This window comes from Enterobacter cloacae complex sp. AR_0002, from assembly GCF_001922365.1.
Classification (GTDB): Bacteria; Pseudomonadota; Gammaproteobacteria; order Enterobacterales; family Enterobacteriaceae; genus Enterobacter; species Enterobacter hormaechei_C.
This window is the reverse complement of the sequence record NZ_CP018814.1, coordinates 1,165,567-1,188,595: the sequence shown is the minus strand read 5'-3', so window position 1 is coordinate 1,188,595 and position 23,029 is coordinate 1,165,567. Positions and strand designations below refer to the sequence as shown.

The window sequence follows — 23,029 nt, the reverse complement described above, 5'->3', positions numbered from 1 at the left end:
CGCGCCCCACACGTTGATACTCTCTGTCAAATTCCTTTAATTCCCCAGAAAAACTAAAACGTCCAGAAATTATTTACAGCCATATTATCGTGCTTTGTTAATAATCAATTTATGTCTATATATTAACCTGATTGAGCGATTTAAGGGCAATTTACCCGATCGGGATCACACTAATTGAAATTATCTTTAATATTTTGAAACTTATTATTGAAAGCAGTCTACGGAATTTTAAAAATAGTCTGCCATTGACGATAAGCCTCGTTTAAAAATCGCTCAGGTGGCGTAGGAAATACCTAAATAAAATTATAAGGATTATTTAAGATGAAACTTAAATTAGTTGCAGTGGCAGTGACATCCATGTTGGCAGCTGGCGTTGTTAACGCGGCTGAAGTTTTTAACAAAGACGGTAACAAACTGGATCTGTACGGCAAAGTTACTGGTCTGCACTATTTTTCTGATGATGCTGGTAGCGACGGCGACAAAACGTATGTTCGTCTGGGCTTCAAAGGTGAAACTCAGATCAACGATCAGCTGACCGGATACGGCCAGTGGGAATATGAGTTCAAGGGCAATCGCTCCGAAGCTCAGGGTTCCGACGGCAACAAAACCCGTCTGGCCTACGCTGGTCTGAAATTCGATGAATTCGGTTCCTTCGACTACGGTCGTAACTACGGTGTGGCTTATGACATCGGCGCGTGGACTGACGTTCTGCCAGAGTTCGGTGGCGATACCTGGACGCAGACTGATGGCTTCATGACCGGCCGTACCACTGGCGTTGCAACCTACCGTAACACCGACTTCTTTGGTCTGGTTGACGGCCTGAACGTGGCTGCTCAGTACCAGGGTAAAAACGACCGTTCAGAGATCACCGAATCCAACGGTGACGGCTGGGGTCTGTCTTCTACCTATGAATTCGACGGCTTCGGTGTGGGTGCGACCTACGCGAAATCTGACCGTACTGACCGTCAGGTTCGTGCTGCAAGCAACCTGAACGCCGGTGGCGAAAACGCAGAAGTCTGGGCTGCTGGCCTGAAGTACGATGCGAACAACATCTACCTGGCAACCACCTACTCTGAAACCCGCAACATGACGGCGTTCGGTAACGGTCACGTTGCCAACAAAGCGCAGAACTTCGAAGTTGTGGCGCAGTACCAGTTCGACTTCGGTCTGCGTCCATCCATCGCTTACCTGAAATCCAAAGGTAAAGACATCGGTTCTTATGGCGACCAGGATCTGGTTGAATACGTTGACGTTGGCGCGAGCTACTACTTCAACAAAAACATGTCCACCTACGTTGATTACAAAATCAACCTCGTGGATGACAGCCAGTTCACCAAAGATGCCAAAGTGGCTACCGACAACATCGTGGCTGTAGGTCTGACCTACCAGTTCTAAGATCTGTTAGTTCAAAAGGCCAGCCCTCGCGGCTGGCCTTTTTTATTACTGCTGCCCTCCGACCTTCGCCAGACTAAACCAGATCCCGACCGCCAGAATCAGCAGCATACCTCCCGCACTGCCCAGGGCCACGCTGTGCGAGGTGATGAACGCAGTTTTCGCCGCCGTCATCACCGGCTCGGCCAGTGACGGCGTCAGCTCCTGCGCCACCTTCATCGCTTCACCGATGGACGACGAGGCTTTATCGGTCAGCGACGCGCTCAGCCCCTGCGGCAGTACAATAGACGCCGAAAAGCTGCGGGTTAACAGCAAACCGAAAATGGCGATCCCCAGACCAGCGCCCAGCTCGTAGGACATGGTTTCGATCGCGCCTGCGGCGGCCGCTTTCTCTTTCGGCGCGGCAGCCATGATCGCTGACGTCGATGCCAGCAGTGCGCTGGCGGCACTGAAGCCCAACAGCACCATCAGGCTCCACGCCTGCCACTGTTGGGTGCTGAAATCAAGCATCGACAGGCCGATAAAACTGACTGCGCTTAGCCCCATGCCTCCGGCCGCGACAATGCGCAGCCCCAGACGCCCGACCAGCACACCCGCGATCGGCCCGCTAAATCCGCTCGCCACCATCACCGGCAGCATAAATATCCCTGCTTCAAACGGCGTAAAACCATGCACAAACTGCAACTCCTGCGCCATCAGCAGTTCAAAGCCCACCAGCGCAATCATGGCGGTCATCGCCATGACCACGCCGCTTAAAATAATGCGATGGCAAAACAGACGCATGTCGATCATCGGTACGCGCGCGCGCAGCTGGATACGGACGAAGATAAACAGCATCACCGCCCCGGTAAGCAGCGTAATGGTCACCATCCACGGCGACAGCACCCCTTTCAGGGCGGTTTTGGCGCTATAGACCAGCAGTAAAATCGCCACAATTAGCATAATGGCATGGCTGATATTGAGCGGCTGCTCGGGCCGCCCCTGCTGAGCAGGCACAAAGCGCGCAGCAAGCGAAACCACCATCAGCACGATCGGCACATTAATCAGGAACACCGAACCCCAGTAAAAGTGCTCCAGCAGCATGCCGCCAATCAGCGGGCCAAACGCCGCGCCGCCCGACCCAACGGCAGCCCAGACGCCGAGGGCGATATTACGGTGCCGCGCATCAATAAACAGCGTGCGGATCCCTGCAAGCGTAGCCGGAATAATCATCGCCGCGCCTATCGCCAGCGACGCGCGGGCGGCAATCAGCCAGCCCGCGGACGGCGCAAAAGCCGCCGCTAACGATGACAGGCCAAACAGCACGCTGCCGATCATCAGCAGGCGCTTAAAACCTATGCGATCGCCCAGCGCGCCCATCGGCAGCACCATCCCCGCCATCACCAGCGAGTAAATATCAATAATCCACAGCAATTCGTTGCCGCTGGCACCCAGCGTCATGCTCAATGTTGGTGCCGCCACGTGCAGCACCGTCGCGTCAATCGCCACCGGGATATATACCAGCACGATAATCACTAACGCTAACCACTGACGAAACATAAATTTCCTTTTCAGTTAAAAACTGGACACATGTCCAGATTGCGATCCTACGTAAAGTTGAACACTTGTCCAGCTCTTTGTTACACTCGTTTCGTTGCCATTGAGAGTGAGAAATTATGCGTTATCTGAGCAAGGACGAGCGGCGGGAAGAGATCCTCCAGGCCGCGATGCGCGTGGCGCTGACCGAAGGATTCGCTGCAATGACCGTGCGCCGCATCGCCACCGAAGCGGGCGTCGCCACCGGGCAGTTGCATCACCACTTTGCGTCGGCGGGCGAGCTTAAGTCGCTGGCGTTTGTCCGGCTAATCCGCGATTTGCTGGATGCTGAAATCGTTGGCGAAAACGCTGGCTGGCGCGAGCGCCTGCATGCCATGCTCGGCAGCGATGACGGCGGGTTTGAGCCCTACATTCGGCTGTGGCGAGAGGCGCAAATTCTCGCCAGCCGGGATAGCGATATTAAAGGCGCCTACGTTTTGACTATGGAGATGTGGCACCAGGAAACGGTTGCGATTATCAGGGCCGGGGCGGAGGCCAACGCCTTTACGCTTGCTGACCAGCCGGAAAATATCGCCTGGCGTTTAATTGGTCTGGTATGTGGCCTGGATGGCATATACGTATTAAATATGCCTGAAATGGACGACGCGGCCTTTAATAAGCATCTGGATAAACTTATCTCCCTCGAATTGTTTTAATACTCCCATCGGGGTATTAATTTCCGCAAAAAGTTACAATTAGTAACACATAAAGCGAACCCAGATTCCCATTCCAAACTCAGGGATTCGCTTTTTTATCTATCCTTTCAGATGTATCCCATAACATCCAATAATTCCTACAAGCTACCGACAGGTATCTTTCTGTTTTTATTTAATTTTTTCTCTCCACTTGGGTAAGCAAGAGGGTGATATGTCACATCAAAGCGAGAAGAGTAACCAGCATCTGTTGAGTAACTGGAAACCGGAAAATGCGCAATTTTGGGAGAATAAAGGGAAACATATCGCACGAAGAAACCTATGGATTTCCGTGGCGTGTTTGCTTCTCGCGTTTTGTGTCTGGATGTTGTTTAGCGCTATTGCGGTAAACCTTAATAAGGTCGGATTTAATTTCAGCACCGATCAGCTTTTTATGCTAACGGCATTACCTTCTCTCTCCGGCGCGATATTGCGTGTCCCCTACTCTTTTATGGTGCCGATATTTGGCGGGCGTTACTGGACCGTGTTAAGCACCGTTATCCTGGTCGTACCCTGTGTCTGGCTTGGGATCGCCATCCAGAATACCGCCACGCCTTACTGGGTCTTTATCATCATTGCACTGCTGTGCGGTTTTGCCGGCGCCAACTTCGCTTCCAGCATGGGAAACATCAGTTTCTTCTTCCCGAAAGCCAGACAGGGCAGCGCGCTGGGCATTAACGGCGGGCTGGGTAACCTGGGTGTGAGCGTGATGCAGCTGGTTGCGCCGCTGGTGATTTTCCTGCCGATGTTTACCTTTCTCGGCGTTCACGGCGTCCCCCAGGAGGATGGCTCGACGATGTGGCTGGCGAACGCGGCGTGGATCTGGGCGCCGCTGCTGATTCTGGCCACCCTTGCGGCGTTTTTTGGCATGAACGACATCGCCAGCTCGAAAGCATCCATTGCCAGCCAGCTTCCGGTACTTAAGCGCTTTCACCTCTGGCTGCTGAGCCTGCTTTATCTGGCAACCTTCGGCTCGTTTATCGGTTTCTCGGCAGGCTTTGCCATGCTGTTGAAAACCCAGTTTCCGGACGTAAATATCCTCCACCTCGCCTTCTTTGGCCCGCTGATTGGCGCCCTGGCGCGTTCGGCTGGCGGGATGATTTCAGACAGGCTGGGCGGCGTACGGGTGACGCTGATCAACTTCGTCTTTATGGCCATCTTTAGCGCCCTGATTTTCCTGACACTCCCCGGGTCTGGTTCAGGCAGTTTTATCGCCTTCTATCTGGTCTTTATGGGCCTGTTTCTGACCGCAGGCCTGGGCAGCGGCTCGACCTTCCAGATGATCGCGATTATCTTTCGCCAAATCACCCTCGACCGCATAAAAAAACAGGGCGGGAGCGACGAACAGGCACAGCATGAAGCGGTGACCGAAACGGCTGCCGCGCTGGGCTTTATCTCTGCCATCGGTGCGGTAGGCGGGTTCTTTATTCCCAAAGCCTTTGGCACATCCCTGGCGATGACCGGATCCCCTGTGGGCGCCATGAAAGTCTTCCTCGTGTTTTACATCGTCTGCGTACTCGTCACCTGGCTGGTGTACGGCCGCAAATCCTCACAAAAATAATAACTACATCTTCGCCGGAGCGTGATGCCTCACCCTCCGGCCATGCTATCGAAGCAGGAGAAATGTCATGAGCAAACTGTTGGACCGCTTCCGTTACTTCAAAACAAAAGGCGACAGTTTCGCCGATGGGCACGGGCAGGTGTACCACACCAACCGCGACTGGGAGGACAGCTACCGTCAACGCTGGCAGTTCGATAAAATTGTGCGATCCACCCACGGCGTTAACTGCACCGGCTCCTGTAGCTGGAAGATTTATGTCAAAAATGGCCTGGTGACCTGGGAAACCCAGCAGACCGACTACCCGCGTACCCGCCCTGACCTGCCTAACCACGAACCACGCGGCTGCCCGCGCGGCGCAAGCTACTCCTGGTATCTCTACAGCGCCAACCGCCTGAAATACCCGCTGGTGCGCCGTCGGCTGATCGAACTCTGGCGCGAGGCGCTGGCGCAGCATACCGATCCGGTGCTGGCCTGGGACGCCATTCAGAACGATCCGCAGAAAGCGCAGAGCTACAGGAAGGCGCGCGGTAAAGGCGGTTTTATCCGCTCAAACTGGAAAGAGCTTAACCAGCTGATTGCTGCCGCCAACGTCTGGACCATCAAAAACTACGGCCCGGATCGGGTAGCCGGTTTTTCCCCCATCCCGGCCATGTCGATGGTCTCTTATGCCGCCGGTACGCGCTATCTCTCCCTGCTCGGCGGCACCTGCCTGAGCTTCTATGACTGGTATTGCGATCTGCCTCCGGCGTCGCCGATGACCTGGGGCGAACAGACCGACGTGCCGGAATCGGCGGACTGGTACAACTCCAGCTATATCATTGCCTGGGGCTCGAACGTGCCGCAGACGCGTACCCCCGACGCCCACTTCTTTACCGAAGTGCGTTACAAAGGCACCAAGACCGTCGCCATTACGCCGGACTTCTCGGAGGTGGCAAAGCTCAGCGACCAATGGCTGGCCCCCAAACAGGGTACCGACAGCGCCCTTGCCATGGCGATGGGGCATGTGATCCTCAAAGAGTTCCATCTTGATAACCCGAGCGATTACTTCCTCAACTATTGCCGCCGCTACACCGACATGCCGATGCTGGTTCTGCTGGATGAACAGGCTGACGGTCGCGTGGTGCCGGGCCGCATGCTGCGTGCATCGGATCTGGCCGACGGGCTGGGTGAAACCAATAATCCGGAGTGGAAAACCATCGCCTTTGACGTGGCCGGAAATCTGGTGGCGCCGAATGGTTCCATCGGCTTCCGCTGGGGTGAAAAAGGCAAATGGAACCTGGAGTCGCTGGCCGCGGGACAGGAAACCGAGCTGACGCTTTCCCTGCTCATCACCCACGACAGCGTGGCAGACGTGGCCTTCCCTTACTTCGGGGGCAACGAGAACCCGCATTTCCGCAGCGTGAAGCAGGAGCCGGTGCTGACGCGCCGAGTACCGAGTAAGACCCTGACGCTGGCCGACGGCAGCCAGAGACGCGTGGTTAGCGTGTACGATCTGGTGCTCGCAAACTACGGCCTCGATCGCGGTCTGGAAGACAGTAACGCGGCGACAAACTACGCCGAGATAAAAGCCTACACCCCGGCCTGGGGCGAACAAATTACCGGCGTCCCCGCTTATCTGATAGAAAAAATCGCCCGTGAATTTGCCGACACGGCGCATAAGACCCACGGACGGTCGATGATCATTCTCGGGGCCGGTGTGAACCACTGGTACCACATGGACATGAACTACCGCGGGATGATCAACATGCTGGTCTTCTGCGGCTGCGTCGGGCAGAGCGGCGGCGGCTGGTCGCACTATGTCGGCCAGGAAAAGCTGCGCCCGCAAACCGGCTGGCTGCCGCTGGCCTTCGCGCTGGACTGGAACCGTCCGCCGCGCCAGATGAACAGCACATCGTACTTTTACAACCACGCCAGCCAGTGGCGCTATGAGAAGCTCACCGCAAGGGAGTTGCTTTCTCCCCTCGCAGACGCATCGAAGTTTACCGGTCACCTGATTGATTTCAACGTCCGCGCCGAGCGTATGGGCTGGCTCCCTTCCGCGCCGCAGCTCAACCTCAACCCGCTGCACGTGAAAGCTCGCGCCGACGCCGCCGGGATGTCGCCGCAGGATTACACCGTGCAGGCGTTAAAATCGGGTGATATTCGCTTCGCCTGCGAACAGCCGGACAACGGCAAGAACCACCCGCGCAACCTGTTCGTCTGGCGTTCTAACCTGCTCGGTTCGTCCGGGAAAGGCCATGAATACATGCTGAAATACCTGCTTGGCACCGAGAGCGGTATTCAGGGTGAGGATTTAGGCTCAACGGACGACGTGAAACCTGAAGAGGTGGAATGGCAAACCGCCGCCATTGAGGGCAAGCTGGATCTGCTGGTGACGCTTGATTTCCGTATGTCCAGCACCTGCCTGTTCTCGGATATCGTCCTGCCCACCGCCACCTGGTATGAAAAAGACGATATGAATACCTCGGACATGCATCCGTTTATTCACCCGCTCTCCGCCGCCGTTGACCCGGCGTGGGAGTCCCGCAGCGACTGGGAGATTTACAAGGGCATCGCCAAAGTCTTCTCTGAAGTGTGCGTCGGACATCTCGGCACCGAAACTGACGTGGTGCTACAGCCGCTACAGCATGACTCCCCGGGGGAGCTGTCGCAGCCTTTTGATATTCTGGACTGGCGCAAAGGCGAGTGCGATCTGATCCCCGGCAAAACCGCGCCAAACATTGCAGTCGTCGAGCGCAACTATCCGGAAACCTACGAGCGCTTTACGGCGCTTGGCCCGCTGCTGGACACGCTCGGCAACGGCGGAAAAGGCATATCGTGGAACACCCAGAATGAGGTCGATTTCCTCGGCAAGCTCAACTACGTCAAGCTCGACGGCCCGGCGAAAGGCCGTCCGCGCATTGAAACCGCCATTGATGCTTCAGAGGTGATCCTGGCTCTTGCGCCGGAAACTAACGGTCAGGTCGCGGTCAAAGCCTGGGAGGCCCTCGGCGAACTGACCGGGCGCGATCACACCCATCTGGCGCTGAACAAAGAAGACGAGAAAATCCGCTTCCGCGATATTCAGGCGCAGCCGCGCAAAATTATCTCCAGCCCAACGTGGTCCGGCCTTGAGAGCGAGCACGTGTCGTATAACGCAGGCTATACCAACGTTCACGAGCTGATCCCGTGGCGCACGATTTCCGGCCGCCAGCAGCTGTATCAGGATCACGCCTGGATGCGCGCCTTCGGTGAAAGTCTGGTGGCCTATCGTCCACCGATTGATACCCGCAGCGTCACCCATATGCGCGAGATCCCGCCGAATGGCTACCCTGAAAAAGCGCTTAACTTTCTGACGCCGCACCAGAAATGGGGCATTCATTCCACCTACAGCGAAAACCTGCTGATGCAGACCCTGTCGCGCGGCGGGCCCATCGTCTGGATCAGCGAAACCGACGCGCGCGAGCTGGGCATTGAGGACAACGACTGGATTGAAGCCTTCAACGCCAACGGCGCCCTCACCGCCCGCGCGGTGGTCAGCCAGCGCGTGCCGCCGGGCATGACCATGATGTACCACGCTCAGGAGCGAATCCTGAACATTCCGGGTTCAGAAGTAACCGGACGGCGCGGCGGGATCCACAACTCGGTTACCCGCGTCTGCCCGAAACCGACCCACATGATCGGCGGCTACGCGCAGCTGGCGTACAGCTTCAACTATTACGGCACCGTCGGCTCGAACCGCGACGAGTTCATCATGATCCGCAAAATGAAAAACATTAACTGGCTGGACGGCGAAGGTCGGGATCAAGTACAGGAGGCGAAAAAATGAAAATACGCTCACAGGTTGGCATGGTACTGAATCTCGATAAATGCATTGGCTGCCACACCTGCTCGGTCACCTGTAAGAACGTCTGGACCGGGCGCGAAGGGATGGAGTACGCGTGGTTTAATAACGTCGAAACCAAACCCGGCATCGGCTATCCGAAAAACTGGGAAGATCAGGATGAGTGGCAAGGCGGCTGGATCCGCGGTATTCACGGCAAGCTGACCCCACGCCTCGGCGGGAAAATGGGCGTCCTGTCGAAAATTTTCGCCAACCCCGTGTTGCCGCAGATTGACGATTACTATGAACCTTTCACCTTCGATTACCAGGATCTGCACCGCGCCCCGGAGGGGGATCACCTCCCTACCGCCCGCCCACGTTCGCTGATCGACGGTAAGCGGATGGATAAGATCGTCTGGGGACCAAACTGGGAGGAGCTGCTGGGCGGCGAGTTCGAAAAACGCGCCCGCGACCGCAACTTCCAGAAGATCCAGAAGGAGATGTACGGTCAGTTTGAAAACACCTTCATGATGTACCTGCCGCGCCTGTGCGAGCACTGCCTGAACCCGAGCTGCGTCGCCACCTGCCCGAGCGGTGCAATTTACAAGCGCGAAGAGGACGGCATTGTGCTGATCGACCAGGACAAATGCCGCGGCTGGCGTCTGTGCATTAGCGGCTGTCCGTACAAAAAAATCTACTTCAACTGGAAAAGCGGCAAGTCAGAGAAGTGCATCTTCTGCTATCCGCGCATCGAGTCCGGCCAGCCGACTGTCTGCTCGGAAACCTGCGTCGGACGCATCCGCTATCTCGGGGTGCTGCTGTATGACGCAGACCGCATTGAAGAGGCGGCCAGCACCGAGCATGAAACCGATCTGTATGAGCGCCAGTGCGACGTGTTCCTTAACCCGAACGATCCGGCGGTGATTGAGGAAGCGCTGAAACAGGGTATTCCGCAGAACGTCATCGACGCGGCACAGCGTTCCCCGGTTTACAAAATGGCGATGGACTGGAAGCTCGCCCTGCCGCTACACCCGGAATACCGCACCCTGCCGATGGTCTGGTATGTGCCGCCGCTGTCACCGATTCAGTCCTACGCGGACGCGGGTGGTCTGCCGCAGAGCGACGGCGTACTGCCTGCGGTAGAAAGCCTGCGCATCCCGGTGCAGTACCTGGCAAACATGCTCAGCGCGGGCGATACCGGCCCGGTGCTGCGCGCCCTGAAGCGCATGATGGCAATGCGTCACTACAAGCGCTCCCAGACCGTGGAAGGCGTGACCGATACCCGCGCCATTGAAGAGGTCGGCCTGACCGAAGCGCAGGTTGAAGAGATGTACCGCTATCTGGCGATTGCCAACTACGAAGACCGCTTCGTGATCCCCACCAGCCACCGCGAAATGGCACGCGACGCTTTCCCGGAGAAAAACGGCTGCGGCTTCACCTTCGGCGACGGCTGTCACGGCTCCGACACAAAATTCAACCTCTTCAACAGCAGCCGCATCGACGCGATCAACATCACCGAAGTGCGCGATCACGGGGAGGGAGAGTAATGCAAATCCTCAAAATCATCGCGCTGCTCATTGAGTATCCCGATGAGCTGCTATGGGAAAACCGTGACGAAGCGCTTTCCCTGGTGGAACAGGATGCGCCCATGCTGCTGCCGTTTGCGCAGCAGCACCTGAGCGCCCCGCTGCTGGATAAGCAGGCCGAATGGTGTGAAGTCTTCGAGCGGGGACGCGCAACGTCGCTGCTGCTGTTCGAGCACGTTCACGCCGAGTCGCGCGATCGCGGTCAGGCGATGGTCGACCTGATGAGCCAGTATGAGAAAGCCGGGCTGGAGCTGGATTGCCGCGAGCTGCCGGACTATCTGCCGCTCTATCTGGAATATCTCAGTATCGTCAGCGACGACGAGGCACGTGAAGGGCTGCAAAACGTCGCGCCTATACTGGCGCTGATTGGAGGCCGCCTGAAACAGCGCGAGGTCGCGCATTACCAGCTGTTTGACGCCCTGCTGTCGCTGGCGGAAACACGGCTTTCCAGCGACAGCGTGGCGAAACAGGTGTCCGGTGAAATACGGGATGATACCCGTCAGGCGCTGGACGCCGTGTGGGAAGAGGAACAGGTCAAGTTTATCGAAGACAACGCCACATCGTGCGACAGTTCGCCGATGCAGCAATATCAACGACGCTTTAGCCAGGACGTCGCGCCGCAGTACGTGGACGTCAGCGCCGGAGGCCCAAAATGACTCATTACCTGAACGTGTTTTTCTATGACATTTATCCGTACATCTGCGCCACCGTCTTTTTCCTTGGCAGCTGGCTGCGCTACGACTACGGGCAGTACACCTGGCGCGCCTCGTCGAGCCAGATGCTCAGCAAGCGCGGGATGAACTGGGCTTCGAACCTGTTTCATATCGGCATTCTGGGGATCTTCTTCGGGCACCTGTTCGGCATGTTAACCCCGCACTGGATGTACGCCTGGTTTTTACCCATCGCGGTTAAACAGCAGTTAGCCATGATTGCGGGGGGTATTTGCGGGGTGCTAACGCTGATTGGCGGCTCTATGCTGCTGATCCGCCGCCTGTTCAACCAGCGGGTGCGCGCCACGTCCACCACGCCGGATATTATCATCATGAGTATCCTGCTGCTTCAGTGCATCCTTGGGCTGTCGACCATTCCTTTCTCCGCCCAGTATCCTGACGGAAGCGAGATGATGAAGCTGGTCGGCTGGGCGCAGGGGATCGTGACGTTTAAGGGAGGCTCGTCGGAAATGCTGAGCGGCGTCGCGCCGATCTTCCGCGTGCATCTGGTGCTGGGGATGACGATCTTCCTTATCTTCCCGTTCACCCGCCTGGTGCACGTGTGGAGCGCGCCGTTTGAGTATTTTACCCGTCGCTATCAGGTTGTGAGATCGCGCCGTTGATTTTGTCGGGTGGCGGCTACGCCTTATTCCACCTACGTTCACACTCCCGTAGGCCCGGTAAGGCGTAGCCGCCACCGGGCTATTTCCCCGCCTGCGGATGCGTATCAAACCCCGCCATCACGGCCGTCAGCTCTGCCAGGGTAAAGCCGTGCTTCGGGTCATCAACGCCCAGGCCAAACCGCGCCTGCATCAGCTGATACAGCGCCTCCGCATCCGGCAAATGGATCTGCTCTTCCACATGACCGTTCTGCCAGTGGGTAAAATTAAAGTTGGTCAGCGTTAGCTTGCCCCCGTCCGGCAGGTGGCGACACATCAGCAGGTGATGACGGAAATGGGACTGCGGCCAGTGCGCCGACCAGAAGTTTCCCATCACGTAATCGTTGAAGTACTGGGTCGCCAGGTCAAAATGGTACATCGACTGCCAGTGGTCGTGATGGCGGAATTGCAGTATCCAGTCGTTACCCTCGCTCAGCAAACGATAACGCCCGTGCGGGGTTTCCTGTTCCTCGTTGGCGATCAAACGAATCGGCGCCGTCAGCGTTTGTCCGCCAAATCCCACATCGGCGATCCAGCCCTCGCCGTTCAGCTCAACCATCAGCAACCGGTGCGTACGCGGCGGCATCTGCGACGGATTGGCCAGCACAACCCGCCCCAGCACGCTGCGCACCGTAAACCCGACTTCGCGCAATACCCGCTCAAACAAGCCGTTTTGCTCGAAGCAATACCCCCCTCGACGTGCGGTGACCAGTTTATCCACCAGACACCCGTCGTCCAGATGGATTTCCCGCGGCAAAACGACGTCGATATTTTCGAAGGGGATCGCGCAGTTATGGTGTAAATGCAGCCCCCGCAGGGTATCGATATTAACCTGTACGGGCTGCTGCCAGCCCGTGCGGGCAAAATAAGCACTCAGAAATGGGGACATGATTTGCTCCAGGATGTGATATCCCCTGTTTATAAACTATTTTCCCTTTTGCATATGCGTAAAAGTGCTTTTTCGTCATACTCATCGTGTACACGAGGAGATCCTATGAGCCACTTTCGCCCTGTTGAATTACGTCACGCCAGCCGCCTTCTGAATCACGGTCCAACCGTGCTCATCACCAGCCGGGATAAGACCATCGATCGTCGCAATGTCATGGCCGCCGCATGGTCTATGCCGGTGGAATTTGAACCCCCGCGTATCGCGATTGTGGTAGACAAAAGCGCGTGGTCACGGGAGTTGATCGAACGCAGCGGGAAATTCGGCATTGTGATCCCCGGCGTGGCGGCAGCCAACTGGACCTGGGCGGTCGGCAGCGTCAGCGGGCGCGACGAGGATAAATTTAACTGCTACGGGATCCCGGTTATTTATGGCCCTGAGCTTGACCTGCCGGTTATAGAAGAGAAATGTCTGGCTTGGATGGAGTGCCGGTTATTACCTGTCACCTCTGCGGCAGAGAAATATGACACTCTGTTTGGCGAAGTGGTTTCCGCCGCGGCGGATGAACGCGCATTTGTCGCCGGACGCTGGCAGTTTGACGGGGATAAGCTGAATACGCTGCATCATCTGGGAGCGGGTACGTTTGTCGCGAGCGGGAAAATGGTGAAGGCGCTGGAATGATTTTTTAATTATACCCATATGAATTATATAAAATTTCTATGGCATTTTATGTTTATCATGACGATGTTAAACGGAGGATATTTCAGAAGCTGTTGTATAAACAATCTTTCGTAAAGGAAATATCCATGTCATGGAACAAAGATGGCGCAATATCATATGCGAAATCACACGCGCAGCCCAGCAGCACGGGTTATTGTGCTCGTTACGTAACAGAAGCGATCAGAGCGGGTGGTCGATTAAAACTCCCCAACACGCGTCTGGCAAAAGATATGGGGCGCACATTAGTCAATGCAGGCTTTCACCTGGTATATGATCAACCCCATGCTGGTGACGTCGCAGTTATCCAAAATATAGTTGGTCATGATAGCGGTCACGTTTGTATATACGATGGTCAACAGTGGATCAGCGATTTTGTGCAACGCACCATGTATCCTGGGCAGGCTTACCGCAACATACAACCTCATTACGAACTGTTCAGGCATGATTAATGAAACCACTCTACTTTTTACTTTTCGCCCTGTCTCCGCTCGCGGCCGCAGAAAATATTTATGCACCGGGTCAGGCGGCACTTAAATTCAATCAATGGTATATAGCGCAGTTAGATCAGAACAAACCACCCGTACTCAATCCAGACATTATGAACGAGTACGTAGCCTCAGGGACCATTGCAGCAATTAAAGAAATGTACTCTGGCGACAGTAACGATAAAGATATGCCCGATGCGGATATGTTTATCAAAGCGCAGGACTGGGATGATGACTGGAATCAGATAACCGTCTTACATTCTGATTTTGACGCCGTTTGCACAAACGTCTATGTCGCATTTGGTAAGAAGCAAGATCATGTTATTGCAGATTGTCTCGTTGAAGAGCAAGGAAAATGGAAAGTGCGATCGGCGACGCTAATTAAGTAACAGGCATAAACTCCCTGTCGCGATAATAAAGACACATGGTAGCCAAATGACTACCATGTGCAATTAATTAACTCTTCACACGCTTCGCAATAATCTCATCCGCCACATTCCGCGGAGCTTCCGCAAAATGATGGAATTCCATCGTATACGTCGCGCGCCCCTGGGACATCGAGCGCAGCGTGGTGGCATAACCAAACATCTCAGCCAGCGGGACGTCAGCGCGAATAATCTGGCTGCCGTACTGCTCTGCCATCCCCTGCACCAGGCCGCGACGGGAGGAGAGATCGCCCATAATGTTCCCGGCATACTCTTCCGGCGTTTCCACCTCAACGTGCATGACCGGCTCAAGAATAACCGGGTCCGCCCGCCGTGCGCCCTCTTTGAAGCCGAGGATCGCCGCCATGCGGAAGGCCATCTCCGAGGAGTCAACGTCATGGTAAGAACCAAACGTCAGGGTCGCTTTCACATCCACCACCGGATAGCCCGCCAGCACACCCGTATTCATGGCTTCTCGCAACCCTTTTTCCACCGACGGGATGTACTCCCGCGGCACCACCCCGCCTTTGGTGGCATCTTCAAACACAAAACCACTCCCGGCTGCTAACGGCTCAAGGCTCAGGACCACATGACCGTACTGCCCTTTCCCGCCGGACTGTCGGACAAATTTACCTTCTATATCTTTCACCGCTTTACGCAGGGTTTCACGGTAGGTGACCTGCGGACGACCAATGTTCGCCTCAACGCCAAACTCGCGCTTCATGCGGTCGACGATGATCTCCAGATGCAGCTCGCCCATCCCGGAGATAATCGTCTGACCGGACTCTTCGTCCGTGTGCAGGCGGAACGACGGATCTTCCGCCGCCAGGCGCTGTAGAGCGATCCCCATTTTCTCCTGATCGGCCTTGGTTTTCGGCTCAATCGCCAGCGAAATAACCGGATCCGGGAACTCCATCCGTTCAAGGGTGATCACCGCATTCGGGTCGGTCAGCGTGTCACCGGTGGTGACGTCTTTCAGCCCGACACAGGCTGCGATATCCCCTGCGCGCAGCTCGTCCACCTCATGGCGATCGTTGGCATGCATCAGCACGATGCGCCCGATACGCTCTTTTTTGCCCTTCACCGGGTTGTACACCGCGTCGCCTTTACGCAGTATGCCGGAATAGACGCGGATGAAGGTCAACTGGCCGACGTACGGATCGCTCATCAGCTTGAAGGCCAGCGCCGAGAACGGTTCATCATCGCTTGGGTGGCGCTCGGCGTGCTGTCCGTCTTCGTCTACCCCATCAATAGCGGGCACGTCCAGTGGAGACGGCATCAATTCAATCACCGCGTCGAGCATGCGCTGCACGCCCTTGTTCTTGAAAGCGCTGCCGCACAGCATGGGCTGTATTTCACCGGAGATAGTCCGGATCCGCAGTCCTTTGATGATTTCCGCTTCATCCAGTTCCCCCGTCTCAAGATACTTATCCATAAGCTCATCGCTGGCTTCTGCCGCAGACGAGACCATTTTTTCTCGCCACGTCTGGGCGGTACTCAGCAGATCGTCAGGCACCGGCGCGTAGCTAAATGCCATGCCCTGCGTCGCATCGTCCCACAGAATGGTGCGCATCTTGATGAGATCCACCACGCCGGTGAAGTGTTCTTCTGCCCCCACGGGGATCACAATCGGGACAGGATTGGCTTTCAGCCGCTCCTGCATCATCCGCATCACGCGGAAGAAATCTGCGCCCGGGCGGTCCATTTTGTTGACGAATGCCAGACGCGGAACATGATATTTATTCGCCTGACGCCAGACGGTTTCCGACTGCGGCTGCACGCCACCGACGGAGTCATAGACCATTACCGCGCCGTCGAGCACACGCATGGAACGTTCCACCTCAATGGTGAAATCCACGTGCCCGGGGGTGTCGATAATATTGATGCGGTGCGGTTCAAAGCCTCTGTCCATACCAGGCCAGAAACAGCTTACCGCCGCCGACGTAATGGTGATCCCGCGCTCCTGCTCCTGCGCCATCCAGTCGGTGGTTGCCGCGCCATCGTGTACTTCACCCAGCTTGTGGCTCATCCCGGTGTAAAACAGGATGCGCTCAGTGGTGGTTGTTTTGCCGGCATCGATATGCGCGGAGATACCGATGTTGCGATAACGTTCGAGTGGAATGGGTCGGGGCATGATATTTCCTTAAGTCTTCAAGACTGGTTTGTGACGACCGGGATGGTCGCGTATTCGTTCGTTTGTTATAATAGTCCCATTGTACGTGTATTATCGAACTATTTTTTAACGGTTGACCTATTGTTGATATAGCTCAATCTCACGCGAGACGCAGGAAAACGATGATCCCAAACCACCCGGAACCTGAACAAATAGTGTTGGAAAATGTGCTGTTCGCCCTCGGCAACCCGCTGCGATTAGCGATTATTCGCAGGCTGGCCGACGGCAGCGAACTGAGCTGTAACGCGCTGCGCCCGGAAGAGGTGGTGAAATCCACTATGACTCACCACTGGCGCGTGCTGCGCGACAGCGGCGTGATCTGGCAGCGCCCGCAGGGGCGCGAGAATATGATTTCACTGAGAAGAGAGGATCTGGACGCCCGCTTTCCGGGACTGCTGGCGATCCTGCTCCAGGCTAAGTAGCGGCAGCGTCCTCAAGACGATAAACCGGAATGCGCCGTGTTGTTCCGGTAAGGGTGTCGAACACCTCTGTATCGGACGTCACTATTCTCATCCCCGTCTTCCTTAACCGCTGCACGTCGGCGGCTATGCGCTGGAGGCCAAACCAGAAAAGCCCGTCAAGCGCGGTGACCGCAAGCCCCTGTTCCAGCGCCAGCTGGAGGCGCTCGCGGGGGGCTTTCACCTGCTGAGCGATTTGCCGGTAAGGCACTTCCGAACCGCCGGAGGCATCGATCCGCTGAATACGGGTCTTCAGGTGGTAGGTAAATTCATCTGGAATGCCGTTCAAATCCTGTTTAAGGCTGTAAACGCAGCCAAACCGCTTGCCGTTGAACAGGACATTTTTTTGACTGAGCTGGAACTCATTTCTGATGCCATCAATCAGCTGCGGTGCACGGGTAAGAAGTAACCGGAAGGGAAGCTCAAAGCTGGTCACATAATCCACGTTCAGCAGCGCGAGACGCAGCCGCTCTTCTGCCCCGGATTTCTGGTCATGACACTCGCGCATCACCTCGGCCCACTGGCGCGTCAGACGTTCGGGCTCGCCGGCTTCGGTAAGGAGGTATTTTTCAAGATGATAATCGACTCTTCCGGTCATGTGGGGCATCCCGTCAATGTGGATGCGCTAATTCTATCCAGCGCGGCAGGATTTATAAAGGGCGGAGCGCACCGGCATCCGCCCTGACCGACTACTGCTGGATACTCGACCGGTCCGAAATATCGCTGGCAGATAAGGTTCTTGCAGTAGACGCGACCTGTTTTTTGCGTTTATACCGGTCCGGCTGGCCTTCAGGGCGGGTTTTGAACCGGCGATGCAGCCACATATATTGCTCAGGCGCCATCATCACGGCGCGCTCAATCGCTCTGTTCATTTGCGTGGCCACCGACGCTTTATCGCCTCCCTGCAAGGTATCGCTGATATCTTCCAGAATAAGCAGCTCATACCCTGTGCCATCTGCTTTTCGGCGCGGTACAAACGGGATCACGGCCGGTCTGGCACTTTTCACCAGCATGTAGCTCCCGGCAGTTGTCGCGGCGTCCGGGACGGCAAAAAACGGCACAAACACGCTATTCGTTTTGCCATAGTCGTGGTCCGGGGCATACCACAGGATCTCGTTTTGCTTCAGTGCGCGGATCATGCCCTTCAGGTCATAGCGGTCAAGCATGGTTTTATTGGAACGCAGACGACCGCGCGTTTGCAGCCAGTCGAGCAACGCATTATTGTTGGGACGATACACACCAATACCCGCGTTGAGCATGCCAAAGATGCGTGCGCCTAATTCCAGCGTGAGAAAATGCATGCCAATGAGCACCACGCCCCTACCTTGCGCCCGCGCCTGTTCCATATGTTCGTAGCCGGTCACGCTGAAGTGTTTCCGCACGCGCCAGTTAGGCCAGAACCACGCTATCCCGGTTTCGATGACGCCCATTCCAACCGATTCAAAATTACGCTCAAGTAAACGCTCGCGCTCGTCCTCTTTCATATCAGGAAAGCAAAGCTCAAGATTTCGTCTGGCGATCTCCACGCGGCGTGGAAGCAGGCGCATAGCCAGACGCCCAAGCCTGTGACCTGTTTTCAACAGCAGCGGGTACGGAAGCTGAACCGTGCACCAGAGCGCGGCAATGCCTGCCCAGCTGAGCCAGTAACGAGGATGAATAAAGGCGAGTGAAAACTGAGGTAATTTTGTCATGGAAAAATTATCCTTTTACTAATTTGTACTTAATCTGGTGCAGTTGCAGTGCTTACCTGCTGATTTAACGAATATTGTTCGGAAGGATGAATTGTAGCGGAATCGTTATGGTTTTTATTATCGATTTTTGCGAAAGGGAATAAAAGTGGGGATCGCCGGGTGATATTGCACCACCCGGCAGGCAAGTTACATCGAATAGCCGGGCTTCTTAATCAGTTCATCCAGTTTCGGGCCGATCTCGGTATCCCAGACCTGCGCCTTCCAGTCAGCTTCCTGAATCTCCTGAAGCGCCACGGAGATTGAGCGATCTTTGCTGTTCAGATGACGGGCGATCGCTTCGGCGATATCCGCCGCCAGGGCCGTTTTTTGTTCGTCAGTCAGATCGCGTGGAAAACATTTGATATCAACGTGTGGCATGGGCAGGGCTCCTTTTATAGGTGAGCGTTCCACGTTATCAGATTATATCGTTAGCTTTTAGCACCTTGTGCAGTTCCGGCAGCGCGCAGACGGCATCCGCGACGGCGGTAATATTAGGCGTGTTGGTGGCAAACCACTCATGGCGTGGACCCCAGGTACGCGCAACGGCAATATAGACGTCAAGCAGCGTCAGCTGTTTGCCAAACGCAAACGGCGAGGCGCTGAGCTGGCTGTCGAACCACAGATAAAGCGATTTTCGGTACTCAATGCAGTTTTTCTTCAACTGTTCCGGGGCATCAGGCACCCAGCGTTCCGGGTAATCTGCATACGTAAAGGTGGGATAGACGTTCGCCACAAACCAGATGAGCAGGCGCTGAAACTGCTGGCGCTCGGCCTGCCCAACGGGCGGCGCGAGGTCGGGACGTCTGTCGAGCACCATCAGGGCGATCGCCGCGGTTTCCGTCACGATCGCCCCGTTTTCCAGCTCCAGCGTCGGCACCTGGCACAGCGGGTTCAGTTTCAACAGCAATTCGCGCTGCGGGCCGGGCTGGTCAAACCCGTCCACGTTGACGAACTGATACGGGATGTCTGCCAGAGTCAGCATCACTTCACTGATTGCCGATCCCCAGCCAGGTACGCCATAGAGTTTGATCATGTTGCCCCCTCAGGGATGAAAACCCTAAGTGTAGAGCACCATTAGTAGGTTATCCCGGGCGGATTAACGTCTGAAGACGTCACCGCTTCGCCCGCTTCCCCCCAGCGCGCCAGCACCTTTTGATACTCCCCGCGCTTAATCGCACCGTCCAGCGCAGCCTGCAACGCATACACCAGCCCATTACCTTTTTTGGTTGTGGTGGCGACATAGGCTTTCTTCGGGCCTAAACCCACGACGCGGGTTTTGCCGGTTAACGCGGCTTTATAGGCCGAAACGGACTGCGGTCCAAAGAACACATCCGCCCTGCCGGACTGAATATAAAGATTGCCTGAGGCGTCGTCGGTCAGGTAAACCGGCAACGCAGGCTCGCGCCCGGCCTTTTTATTCTCTTCGTTCCAGCCCAGCAGAATACGCTCCTGATTGGTGCCAGACCCGACAATCACCTTTTTCCCGGCCAGATCTTTCGCACTGGTGATCGACTGTACGTTGCTGGTGGATTTCACCGAGAAGGCCAGGGAATCGACGCGATAGGTCGCAAAATCGAACTTCTCCTTACGTTGCTCGGTGACGGCGATATTCACCAACGCCACGTCATAGCGCCCGGAAGTGATCCCCAGCGGCCAGTCTTCCCACGCCATTGGCACCAGCTTCAGCTTCAGCCCCAGACTGCCCGCCAGCAACCGGGCGATATCCGGGTCGCTGCCAATACGGGTGCGGTTATCACTGGCCAGCAGCGCAAGCGGCGGAGAATTCAGGGCTGAAATCGCCACCGTGAGGGTACCCGGCTCAACAAATTTATAGTTCGCCGGGATTTTCGCCACTGCCTGTTGATCAACCGTCACCGGCAGCGGCTGTTCGTTGGCCTTTAAATCAATGCTGGCGTGGCTCGCCGTCGTGAAGACCAGCCCCGCCAGGAGTCCATATTTCATCTGCGCTCCTTACAGCACTTTTGAGAGGAACTGGCGCGTTCGCGGATGAGACGGTCGGTTTAAAACGTCATCGCTGCTGCCCTGCTCCACAATTTTACCGTCGACCATAAATACCACCTGGTCCGCCACTTCCCGGGCAAAGCCGATCTCATGGGTGACCACCACCAGCGTAGTGCCGGAACGGGCGAGTTTTTTAATCACGTCCAGCACTTCGCCAACCAGTTCCGGATCCAGCGCCGAGGTTGGTTCATCAAACAGCATCACGCGCGGGCGCAGCGCCAGCGCGCGGGCAATGGCGATACGCTGCTGCTGGCCGCCGGAGAGGTGACGCGACCAGGCATCGGCTTTATCGCGCAGTCCTACCACATCCAGCAGGCTGTAGGCGTTTTCAACAGCCTCTTTTTTACTGAACTTTTTATGCGCGATGGGTGCTTCAATCAGGTTTTCCAGCACCGTGAGATGCGGAAAAAGATTGAAGTTCTGAAACACGTACCCAACGTTGACGCGCTGTTTGAGGATCTCTCTCTCTTTTAATTCGTAGAGTTTGTCACCCTGACGGCGATAGCCGATGTAATCCCCGTCAATCTGAATAAAGCCTTCGTCTACGCGCTCCAGATGGTTAATGGCGCGCAGCAGCGTCGATTTTCCCGATCCAGAGGGGCCGAGGATCACCGTCACGGAGCCCGGCGGGATCTCAAGCGTGACGTTATCGAGCGCTTTATGTCGGCCAAAAAACTTACTGACGCCGGTAATGGAAATGTGTCCTTCAGGAGAGGCTTGCATGAACAGGCTCCTGTGCTGGCGAAGTGGTGACCGAACGCGAGCGACTCGCCGCCCGGTTCTGGTTTACGGCGGAGCGGCGCTCGCTGCGGGCGAGTCCACGCTCAATAACATGCTGGATGGCAGACAGTACGGTGGTGATCACCAGATACCAGACGGCCCCCACCATCAACAGCGGGATCACATCCTGGGTGCGGTTGTAGATCATCTGGATCGTGTAGAACAGTTCCGGCATCGCCAGCACGTACACCATCGCCGTCCCTTTTGCGAGGCTGATAATTTCGTTAAACCCGGACGGCAGGATGGTGCGCAGCGCCTGCGGGAGAATTATGCGCACGGTGCGACGCCACGCCGGCAGACCTAGCGCAGCGGCCGCCTCATACTGACCGTGGTCGACCCCAAGGAAGCCCCCGCGAATGATCTCCGCAGTATAGGCGCTCTGCACCAGCGTCAGCCCCACGATGGCGGTAGAAAACTGCCCGAGAACGTTGATGGTTTCAAAGCTGCCCCAGGTAATGCCGGTAAAAGGCACGCCGAGAGAGAGCGTGTCGTAGAGATAGGAGAAGTTATAGAGGATAATCAGCACCACGATCAGCGGCAGCGATCGGAACAGCCAGATGTAACCCCACGCCAGGCTGCTCAACAGCCATGATGACGAGAGCCGCGCCAGCGCCAGCATGCCGCCAATCACCACGCTCAGTACAGTGCTTATCAACGTCAGCAGCAGCGTCTGGCCGACGCCTTCGAGGATCACCGGGTCGAAGAACCAGCGGGCAAATACCGCCCACTCCCAGCGCGGATTAAAGGCCACGGACTGGATCACGACCGCCAGCACAAACAGCGCCACCACGGCGCCAGCAGCGCGCAGCGGATAACGTGCCGGGACCACTTTTATGGTTTCAACGTTGCTCATCGTCGCTCCTTATGCGGTTTTGCTGAGCGCTTCGCGGATCAGCGTCTTGGTGAAACGCAGCCGACCGTCGAACGGCGGCTGGCTGTACTCTTCCGGGTCGCGGTTGAGATCGAACTGCGGCTGAAACCCCTGGCTGAGATAGAGCCGCACCGCCTCCGGCTGACGAAACCCCGTGGTCAGGTAGATGTGGCTGTAGCCCGCCAGCACCGCCCGGCGCTCCAGCTCCTGTACCACGCGCGCGGCCAGCCCCTGCTGGCGCAGCGTTTTATTCGTCCAGATACGTTTGATCTCTGCCGTATGTTCGTCGAAGGGCTTATACGCCCCGGTGGCGATGATCTCGCCATCGCGCTCCAGAACGATAAACAGCCCCTGCGGCGCCAGGTACCACTCTGTCAGCTCGACTTCCGCATCCTTTGAAAAGTAGTCGCCGTAACGAGCGGCGTATTCACCAAAAAGCCCCTCGATAATGGGCTGAAGATCGGCATCTTCCGGCGAAACGTCACGAAATTGTTCGCGCATA

The 23,029-nt window shown here is 56.3% G+C and carries 22 protein-coding genes; 11 read left to right on the top strand and 11 right to left on the bottom strand.

Annotated elements, in window-relative coordinates; all coding sequences use genetic code 11:
- The first annotated feature begins 321 nt into the window (after nucleotides 1-321).
- On the top strand, nucleotides 322-1,395 hold the full coding sequence (gene ompC / locus AM329_RS05905) for a porin OmpC (RefSeq protein WP_003857040.1): 1,074 nt from the start codon (nucleotides 322-324) through the stop codon (nucleotides 1,393-1,395).
- A gap of 45 nt (nucleotides 1,396-1,440) precedes the next feature.
- On the opposite strand, the gene AM329_RS05900 is transcribed toward ompC, so the two are convergent.
- Nucleotides 1,441-2,931, bottom strand: coding sequence for an MFS transporter (locus AM329_RS05900; protein WP_003857038.1), 1,491 nt, complete (start codon nucleotides 2,929-2,931; stop codon nucleotides 1,441-1,443).
- 116 nt (nucleotides 2,932-3,047) lie between these two features.
- Here AM329_RS05900 and AM329_RS05895 point away from each other — a divergent pair, with 116 nt between their 5' ends.
- The 6 genes from AM329_RS05895 (at nucleotide 3,048) to narI (ending at nucleotide 11,941) form a co-directional block, all read left to right on the top strand.
- The gene (locus AM329_RS05895) at nucleotides 3,048-3,623 is read left to right on the top strand and encodes a TetR family transcriptional regulator (RefSeq protein ID WP_003857036.1); all 576 of its coding nucleotides are present in this window, start codon (nucleotides 3,048-3,050) and stop codon (nucleotides 3,621-3,623) included.
- A gap of 211 nt (nucleotides 3,624-3,834) precedes the next feature.
- Nucleotides 3,835-5,220 carry a NarK family nitrate/nitrite MFS transporter gene (locus AM329_RS05890; protein WP_032609255.1) on the top strand — a complete coding sequence of 462 codons (1,386 nt, stop codon included), beginning with the start codon at nucleotides 3,835-3,837 and terminating at the stop codon, nucleotides 5,218-5,220.
- Nucleotides 5,221-5,287: 67 nt separating this feature from the next.
- On the top strand, nucleotides 5,288-9,028 hold the full coding sequence (locus AM329_RS05885) for a nitrate reductase subunit alpha (protein ID WP_032609257.1): 3,741 nt from the start codon (nucleotides 5,288-5,290) through the stop codon (nucleotides 9,026-9,028).
- Entirely contained in the window at nucleotides 9,025-10,569 is a 1,545-nt protein-coding gene (narH, locus tag AM329_RS05880; RefSeq protein ID WP_003857031.1) for a nitrate reductase subunit beta, read from the top strand. The genes AM329_RS05885 and narH overlap by 4 nt, the downstream gene beginning before the upstream one ends.
- Nucleotides 10,569-11,264, top strand: a complete 696-nt coding sequence (narW, locus tag AM329_RS05875) for a nitrate reductase molybdenum cofactor assembly chaperone (RefSeq protein WP_023324683.1) — start codon at nucleotides 10,569-10,571, stop codon at nucleotides 11,262-11,264. The genes narH and narW overlap by 1 nt, the downstream gene beginning before the upstream one ends.
- A complete protein-coding gene (narI, locus tag AM329_RS05870; RefSeq protein ID WP_003857027.1) occupies nucleotides 11,261-11,941 on the top strand; it encodes a respiratory nitrate reductase subunit gamma in 681 nt (226 codons plus the stop codon). Before narW ends, narI begins: the two co-directional genes overlap by 4 nt.
- A gap of 79 nt (nucleotides 11,942-12,020) precedes the next feature.
- Here the strand turns inward: narI and nhoA are convergent, their stop codons facing one another.
- Nucleotides 12,021-12,866 (bottom strand): N-hydroxyarylamine O-acetyltransferase, encoded by an 846-nt coding sequence (nhoA, locus tag AM329_RS05865; RefSeq protein WP_032609258.1) that lies wholly within the window; start codon nucleotides 12,864-12,866, stop codon nucleotides 12,021-12,023.
- A 105-nt stretch (nucleotides 12,867-12,971) separates the two neighbouring features.
- On the opposite strand from nhoA, the gene AM329_RS05860 reads away from it, so the two are divergent.
- The 3 genes from AM329_RS05860 (at nucleotide 12,972) to AM329_RS05850 (ending at nucleotide 14,457) form a co-directional block, all read left to right on the top strand.
- On the top strand, nucleotides 12,972-13,544 hold the full coding sequence (locus AM329_RS05860; RefSeq protein ID WP_032609260.1) for a flavin reductase family protein: 573 nt from the start codon (nucleotides 12,972-12,974) through the stop codon (nucleotides 13,542-13,544).
- Between the two features lie 125 nt (nucleotides 13,545-13,669).
- Entirely contained in the window at nucleotides 13,670-14,032 is a 363-nt protein-coding gene (locus tag AM329_RS05855) for a hypothetical protein (protein ID WP_032609262.1), read from the top strand.
- Nucleotides 14,032-14,457, top strand: a complete 426-nt coding sequence (locus AM329_RS05850; protein WP_003857021.1) for a DUF3828 domain-containing protein — start codon at nucleotides 14,032-14,034, stop codon at nucleotides 14,455-14,457. The genes AM329_RS05855 and AM329_RS05850 overlap by 1 nt, the downstream gene beginning before the upstream one ends.
- A gap of 67 nt (nucleotides 14,458-14,524) precedes the next feature.
- Here AM329_RS05850 and fusA read toward each other — a convergent pair whose 3' ends face one another.
- A complete protein-coding gene (gene fusA / locus AM329_RS05845) occupies nucleotides 14,525-16,627 on the bottom strand; it encodes an elongation factor G (protein WP_032609264.1) in 2,103 nt (700 codons plus the stop codon).
- A gap of 161 nt (nucleotides 16,628-16,788) precedes the next feature.
- Here fusA and AM329_RS05840 point away from each other — a divergent pair, with 161 nt between their 5' ends.
- Nucleotides 16,789-17,088, top strand: coding sequence for a helix-turn-helix transcriptional regulator (locus AM329_RS05840; protein ID WP_000612740.1), 300 nt, complete (start codon nucleotides 16,789-16,791; stop codon nucleotides 17,086-17,088).
- Here AM329_RS05840 and AM329_RS05835 read toward each other — a convergent pair.
- The 8 genes from AM329_RS05835 to AM329_RS05800 form a co-directional block, all read right to left on the bottom strand.
- Nucleotides 17,081-17,722 carry a hypothetical protein gene (locus AM329_RS05835; protein WP_023296669.1) on the bottom strand — a complete coding sequence of 214 codons (642 nt, stop codon included), beginning with the start codon at nucleotides 17,720-17,722 and terminating at the stop codon, nucleotides 17,081-17,083. The two genes, AM329_RS05840 and AM329_RS05835, sit on opposite strands and share 8 nt — an antisense overlap.
- Before the next feature lie 91 nt (nucleotides 17,723-17,813).
- On the bottom strand, nucleotides 17,814-18,815 hold the full coding sequence (locus AM329_RS05830; protein ID WP_023314194.1) for a Kdo(2)-lipid IV(A) acyltransferase: 1,002 nt from the start codon (nucleotides 18,813-18,815) through the stop codon (nucleotides 17,814-17,816).
- 186 nt (nucleotides 18,816-19,001) lie between these two features.
- On the bottom strand, nucleotides 19,002-19,232 hold the full coding sequence (gene pptA, locus AM329_RS05825; RefSeq protein WP_032609265.1) for a tautomerase PptA: 231 nt from the start codon (nucleotides 19,230-19,232) through the stop codon (nucleotides 19,002-19,004).
- 37 nt (nucleotides 19,233-19,269) lie between these two features.
- On the bottom strand, nucleotides 19,270-19,887 hold the full coding sequence (locus tag AM329_RS05820; protein ID WP_006810732.1) for a glutathione S-transferase family protein: 618 nt from the start codon (nucleotides 19,885-19,887) through the stop codon (nucleotides 19,270-19,272).
- A gap of 41 nt (nucleotides 19,888-19,928) precedes the next feature.
- On the bottom strand, nucleotides 19,929-20,816 hold the full coding sequence (locus AM329_RS05815; RefSeq protein ID WP_032609266.1) for an ABC transporter substrate-binding protein: 888 nt from the start codon (nucleotides 20,814-20,816) through the stop codon (nucleotides 19,929-19,931).
- A gap of 9 nt (nucleotides 20,817-20,825) precedes the next feature.
- Nucleotides 20,826-21,599 carry an amino acid ABC transporter ATP-binding protein gene (locus AM329_RS05810; protein WP_003857007.1) on the bottom strand — a complete coding sequence of 258 codons (774 nt, stop codon included), beginning with the start codon at nucleotides 21,597-21,599 and terminating at the stop codon, nucleotides 20,826-20,828.
- Nucleotides 21,583-22,509, bottom strand: coding sequence for an amino acid ABC transporter permease (locus AM329_RS05805; RefSeq protein WP_032609267.1), 927 nt, complete (start codon nucleotides 22,507-22,509; stop codon nucleotides 21,583-21,585). The genes AM329_RS05810 and AM329_RS05805 overlap by 17 nt, the downstream gene beginning before the upstream one ends.
- Before the next feature lie 9 nt (nucleotides 22,510-22,518).
- On the bottom strand, nucleotides 22,519-23,028 hold the full coding sequence (locus AM329_RS05800) for a GNAT family N-acetyltransferase (RefSeq protein ID WP_032609269.1): 510 nt from the start codon (nucleotides 23,026-23,028) through the stop codon (nucleotides 22,519-22,521).
- Between the last annotated feature and the right edge of the window lies 1 nt (nucleotide 23,029).

Excerpts from the sequence above, each read along its gene's own strand:
- ompC (WP_003857040.1), top strand. The coding sequence starts at position 322 with ATGAAACTTAAATTAGTTGCAGTGGCAGTGACATCCATGTTGGCAGCT.
- AM329_RS05820 (WP_006810732.1), bottom strand. The coding sequence starts at position 19,887 with ATGATCAAACTCTATGGCGTACCTGGCTGGGGATCGGCAATCAGTGAA.
- AM329_RS05900 (WP_003857038.1), bottom strand. The coding sequence starts at position 2,931 with ATGTTTCGTCAGTGGTTAGCGTTAGTGATTATCGTGCTGGTATATATC.
- AM329_RS05860 (WP_032609260.1), top strand. The coding sequence starts at position 12,972 with ATGAGCCACTTTCGCCCTGTTGAATTACGTCACGCCAGCCGCCTTCTG.
- pptA (WP_032609265.1), bottom strand. The coding sequence starts at position 19,232 with ATGCCACACGTTGATATCAAATGTTTTCCACGCGATCTGACTGACGAA.
- AM329_RS05890 (WP_032609255.1), top strand. The coding sequence starts at position 3,835 with ATGTCACATCAAAGCGAGAAGAGTAACCAGCATCTGTTGAGTAACTGG.
- AM329_RS05810 (WP_003857007.1), bottom strand. The coding sequence starts at position 21,599 with ATGCAAGCCTCTCCTGAAGGACACATTTCCATTACCGGCGTCAGTAAG.
- nhoA (WP_032609258.1), bottom strand. The coding sequence starts at position 12,866 with ATGTCCCCATTTCTGAGTGCTTATTTTGCCCGCACGGGCTGGCAGCAG.
- fusA (WP_032609264.1), bottom strand. The coding sequence starts at position 16,627 with ATGCCCCGACCCATTCCACTCGAACGTTATCGCAACATCGGTATCTCC.
- AM329_RS05840 (WP_000612740.1), top strand. The coding sequence starts at position 16,789 with ATGATCCCAAACCACCCGGAACCTGAACAAATAGTGTTGGAAAATGTG.
- AM329_RS05855 (WP_032609262.1), top strand. The coding sequence starts at position 13,670 with ATGTCATGGAACAAAGATGGCGCAATATCATATGCGAAATCACACGCG.
- AM329_RS05835 (WP_023296669.1), bottom strand. The coding sequence starts at position 17,722 with ATGACCGGAAGAGTCGATTATCATCTTGAAAAATACCTCCTTACCGAA.
- AM329_RS05830 (WP_023314194.1), bottom strand. The coding sequence starts at position 18,815 with ATGACAAAATTACCTCAGTTTTCACTCGCCTTTATTCATCCTCGTTAC.
- AM329_RS05850 (WP_003857021.1), top strand. The coding sequence starts at position 14,032 with ATGAAACCACTCTACTTTTTACTTTTCGCCCTGTCTCCGCTCGCGGCC.
- AM329_RS05885 (WP_032609257.1), top strand. The coding sequence starts at position 5,288 with ATGAGCAAACTGTTGGACCGCTTCCGTTACTTCAAAACAAAAGGCGAC.
- narH (WP_003857031.1), top strand. The coding sequence starts at position 9,025 with ATGAAAATACGCTCACAGGTTGGCATGGTACTGAATCTCGATAAATGC.
- AM329_RS05800 (WP_032609269.1), bottom strand. The coding sequence starts at position 23,028 with ATGCGCGAACAATTTCGTGACGTTTCGCCGGAAGATGCCGATCTTCAG.
- AM329_RS05815 (WP_032609266.1), bottom strand. The coding sequence starts at position 20,816 with ATGAAATATGGACTCCTGGCGGGGCTGGTCTTCACGACGGCGAGCCAC.
- AM329_RS05895 (WP_003857036.1), top strand. The coding sequence starts at position 3,048 with ATGCGTTATCTGAGCAAGGACGAGCGGCGGGAAGAGATCCTCCAGGCC.
- narW (WP_023324683.1), top strand. The coding sequence starts at position 10,569 with ATGCAAATCCTCAAAATCATCGCGCTGCTCATTGAGTATCCCGATGAG.
- AM329_RS05805 (WP_032609267.1), bottom strand. The coding sequence starts at position 22,509 with ATGAGCAACGTTGAAACCATAAAAGTGGTCCCGGCACGTTATCCGCTG.
- narI (WP_003857027.1), top strand. The coding sequence starts at position 11,261 with ATGACTCATTACCTGAACGTGTTTTTCTATGACATTTATCCGTACATC.